Below are 3728 nucleotides of genomic sequence, written 5' to 3'. Positions count from 1 at the left end.
GGATCGAGGCCATCGCCGCAATCGCTCCCAATCTGCCTCAACTAGCCGTATTCGATACGGCTTTTTATCGAGATTTACCCGAAGTTGCGTATGTTTATCCCGTGCCGTATGAGTGGTTAGCACGAGGGATTCGGAAATATGGCTTTCATGGCATCAGCCATCAATATTGCACGCGGCGCGCGGCGGCACTATTAGGGCGAAATCTGGATGAGTTGCGCTTAATTAGTTGTCATTTGGGTAATGGGTGTTCGCTGGCGGCGATGAGTGCCGGACGCTGTATCGAGACGACGATGGGATTTACACCGCTAGATGGATTGATGATGGGAACGCGGTGCGGCTCGATCGATCCGGGGATAATTTTACATCTGGTGCGAGAGGGGGAATATACCATTGAAGAACTCGATCGAGTCTTGAATTTCGAGTCGGGGTTATTGGGCGTTTCGGGCGTATCTAACGATCTGCGCGAGATCGATCGCGCTATTGCGGCTGGTAATACTAGAGCCAAACTCGCCCTGGAGATGTATATCGATCGCCTCGCAGCTAAAATTGCGTCCCTTTTACCGGCATTGGGCGGTCTGGACGCGTTGATTTTTACTGGTGGCGTTGGCGAGCATCATGCTGGCCTTCGTGCTGCTGTGGCGGCGAAATTGGCCTTTCTGGGTGTCGAAATCGATCTAGACTTAAACGATCGCCTCTCGCTCCCACCCGATCGCGATGTGGCGACAGATCGATCGACCGTGAGACTGCTGGCTATTCACACCCAAGAAGAGTGGGAAATCGCTACAGCCTGTTGGCAATATCTCACCGAGAGCCAATAAACTTCACTGAGGATGACTAAATTCGGATGACACCAGCAATCCTTAACTATGCGATCGGCACCTTGGCGGCCTTATTTCCCATTGCCAATCCGATCGGTGCCGTACCGATATTTTATAGTCTGACCGCCGCCGATAGTCGCGCCGATCGCCGCCAGCAAGCTCGCCGCACGACGATCGCAGTGATTTTGATTTTGACAGTCTTTCTCGTGAGCGGACGCACGATTCTCCAATTCTTTGGCATCTCCCTCGATGTCTTACGCATCGCTGGCGGCTTATTAGTCGGCCACGCTGCGTGGGAATTAGTTGCCAGCAAACCCCGGTTAATGGAATCCGAGCAAAAAGCTGGGATGGAAAAAGTCGATGTCTCGTTTACGCCGATGGCGACGCCGCTAGTGGCTGGCCCTGGCTCGATCGGCGTTATCATCGGTCTATCGACACGCATGAATGACTGGAGCGACTATCTCGGTTGTGCGATCGGGATCGGATTATTTGGTGCTTTATTATATATCTGCCTTATTTTGGGAGAGTCGCTGTTATCGCTGCTAGGTCGCAATGGCATGGGCGCAATCAACCGCATACTCGGCTTTTTTATTTTGGCAATTGCCGTACAGTTAATCGCTGATGGGGTGCTATCCCTATTACACAACGCCGCGCCAAATCTATTTAAATAATACCTACAAAAAAAGTGGTAATTGATGTCAATTACCACCCCGTCACACTTACTTTTTTGGAAAATACTTACATCTGCAGTTTTAACTTACTGAATCGGTTGCACATCAACTACTTGACCCGTTGCGTCTGGAGTAGATTTTTTGCTGTTAGCTTGGAGTTTTGCTTTGGCAATTTGGGAGACTTCGGCAACTAGAAGAGAAATAATCAAGGTATCATCAACCAAGCCCGCAAAGGGCAAGAAATCAGGAACCAAATCGATCGGGCTGACTAGATAAGCGATCGATGCCGCTACTACCCACCATCGATATTTGGGGTTTTGCAATAAACTACGATACCAGTTGTGCAGCGAATTAATATTGAAGTTCATCGGTTGATTCCTGAGTGGTTTTGGTCGATACATCTATCATCTCAAATTCCCAGGATTTGTACAGGTACGGTAAACCCATTGAGAATGGTGGTTGTTACTACTGACGATCGAGCCATCCAGATCCATCGATCGATTTTTGCTCGTTTTAGAACTCAATCATCACCGATCGACCGACGATCTAAGCGGCATTACTAAACAAAAAATGGGTCATTTCTGCACAGATGCCCTCCAATTCGATCCGACTGGATTCTGGCAATCCAAAGTTGACATAACTCAAGACTTCTTCCCAAGCTTGGAGTTCTTCCATCGTCGTTACTTGGCGCAGTTTCTCTGCATAAAAGTTGTGCCAAAATAACGGCGCGATGTGGTCGTATTTTTTCCAGCGTTTGCGCCAAGCGCGGACGTCGCGATGATTTGGCAATGCCACACCGACAATCGGTGGTAGATCGGCATAACTGACGAAAGTACTCATTTTTTTGCCGACGACATGCACCACATATCGCCAACAATTGACTTTGTAAATTTCATCGGTCGATCGCTTGAGGTGCATGGCGACAGCCGATTTGGTAACGAATCTACTTTGAGGATTGGTAACGACGGTAGCAGGTTTGGGAGCAGATAGTAACATGTGAGGACACCAAAAAGGGCGAAGGAATTATTGGTGGTAATGCACGAATTTGGGGAAATAAAGCTAAAGATATCAGCTAGCAGCCAGCTCGATCGAGCCTAGTAACTAGCCATCGGGGATGCTAAATATTATAGTACATTTCTACTAAAGAGGCAAGTGTGGAGTTCGATCGTAACCTGAATGTCTAACAAAACTCAAGCCCCCAGATATGGCGTGGTAGCTAGATTTGAACGCTAATCGATCGCGCCGCTAGTCCCACCACTAGGCACAGCCAATCCCTGACTGGAGCGAGAAGTCGAGTGGAACTGGGCAAGATAGAGTAACACCATCAATTTAACCTCGAATCGCGATTGCCCTGTGCCGGAATTCCCGATCGCAATCTGTTCGGTTCACCCAATTTTGATATGAATACTCTTGCCTCTCCGACACCCATTCAACGGCTGACTGCCAATATCGCTCAACAGATCGTCGGTAAAGATCGACCGATTCAGCTGGTCTTGACAGCACTTTTAGCGGGAGGACACGTCTTGCTCGAAGATGTCCCTGGAGTTGGCAAAACCTTACTAGCTAAATCCCTAGCTAAATCGATCGATGGTAAATTTCAGCGGATACAGTGTACGCCCGATTTGCTCCCTTCGGACATCACTGGTACTAATATCTGGAATCCCGGCAGCCGCGAATTTGAGTTTATCCCTGGGCCGGTATTTACGAATATTCTGTTAGCCGATGAAATCAACCGTGCGACACCCCGGACGCAGTCGGCCTTGTTAGAAGTCATGGAAGAACGCCAAGTAACATTAGACGGTCACTCACGGGCAGTTGCAGCACCGTTTTTTGTCATCGCCACTCAAAATCCGATCGAATCCCACGGGACGTTTGTCTTGCCGGAAGCGCAGATGGATCGCTTTGCAATTTCCTTGAGTTTGGGCTATCCAGAAGCCGCCGAAGAACTGCAAATGCTCCAAGGCTTGGCAGCAGGCACATCGGTAAATAACTTAGAGCCGTGTATTTCTCTGGAGCAACTCCAAGCAATCCAACATGAATGCCAGCAAGTCAAAATCGAGCTATCGATTCAACAATATATCGTTGCCTTGGTGCGGGCGACGCGGATCGATCGAGAAGTGAGTTTGGGCGTCAGTCCGCGTGGTGCTGTCGCTTTGTATCGGACTACTCAAGCCTGGGCATGGTTGCAAGGTCGATCGTATGCAACCCCCGATGATGTCAAAGATCTGGCTCTTTATGT

The 3728-nt window shown here is 49.0% G+C and carries 5 protein-coding genes; 3 read left to right on the top strand and 2 right to left on the bottom strand.

All coding sequences use genetic code 11. The features are described from left to right. The coding region (locus RMO84_RS16175; RefSeq protein ID WP_310489466.1) for an acetate/propionate family kinase at positions 1-818 on the top strand (818 nt) is incomplete at its 5' end. 26 nt (positions 819-844) lie between these two features. Beyond that, the gene (locus tag RMO84_RS16170; RefSeq protein WP_310489465.1) at positions 845-1489 is read left to right on the top strand and encodes a MarC family protein; all 645 of its coding nucleotides are present in this window, start codon (positions 845-847) and stop codon (positions 1487-1489) included. A gap of 86 nt (positions 1490-1575) precedes the next feature. Here RMO84_RS16170 and RMO84_RS16165 read toward each other — a convergent pair whose 3' ends face one another. Next, positions 1576-1857, bottom strand: coding sequence for a YkvA family protein (locus tag RMO84_RS16165; protein ID WP_310489464.1), 282 nt, complete (start codon positions 1855-1857; stop codon positions 1576-1578). Positions 1858-2035: 178 nt separating this feature from the next. Then, the gene (locus tag RMO84_RS16160) at positions 2036-2485 is read right to left on the bottom strand and encodes a hypothetical protein (RefSeq protein ID WP_310489463.1); all 450 of its coding nucleotides are present in this window, start codon (positions 2483-2485) and stop codon (positions 2036-2038) included. A 404-nt stretch (positions 2486-2889) separates the two neighbouring features. On the opposite strand from RMO84_RS16160, the gene RMO84_RS16155 reads away from it, so the two are divergent. Further along, positions 2890-3728, top strand: an 839-nt coding sequence (locus RMO84_RS16155) for a MoxR family ATPase (RefSeq protein WP_310489462.1), incomplete at its 3' end; no start/stop codon positions are given.

The sequence above is a fragment of the Chamaesiphon sp. VAR_69_metabat_338 genome (assembly GCF_031423935.1).
Lineage (GTDB): Bacteria > Cyanobacteriota > Cyanobacteriia > Cyanobacteriales > Chamaesiphonaceae > Chamaesiphon.
Note: the sequence above shows the minus strand (reverse complement) of the source record. Positions and strands in the feature narration are given on the sequence as shown.

Excerpts from the sequence above, each read along its gene's own strand:
- RMO84_RS16170 (WP_310489465.1), top strand. The coding sequence starts at position 845 with ATGACACCAGCAATCCTTAACTATGCGATCGGCACCTTGGCGGCCTTA.
- RMO84_RS16165 (WP_310489464.1), bottom strand. The coding sequence starts at position 1,857 with ATGAACTTCAATATTAATTCGCTGCACAACTGGTATCGTAGTTTATTG.
- RMO84_RS16160 (WP_310489463.1), bottom strand. The coding sequence starts at position 2,485 with ATGTTACTATCTGCTCCCAAACCTGCTACCGTCGTTACCAATCCTCAA.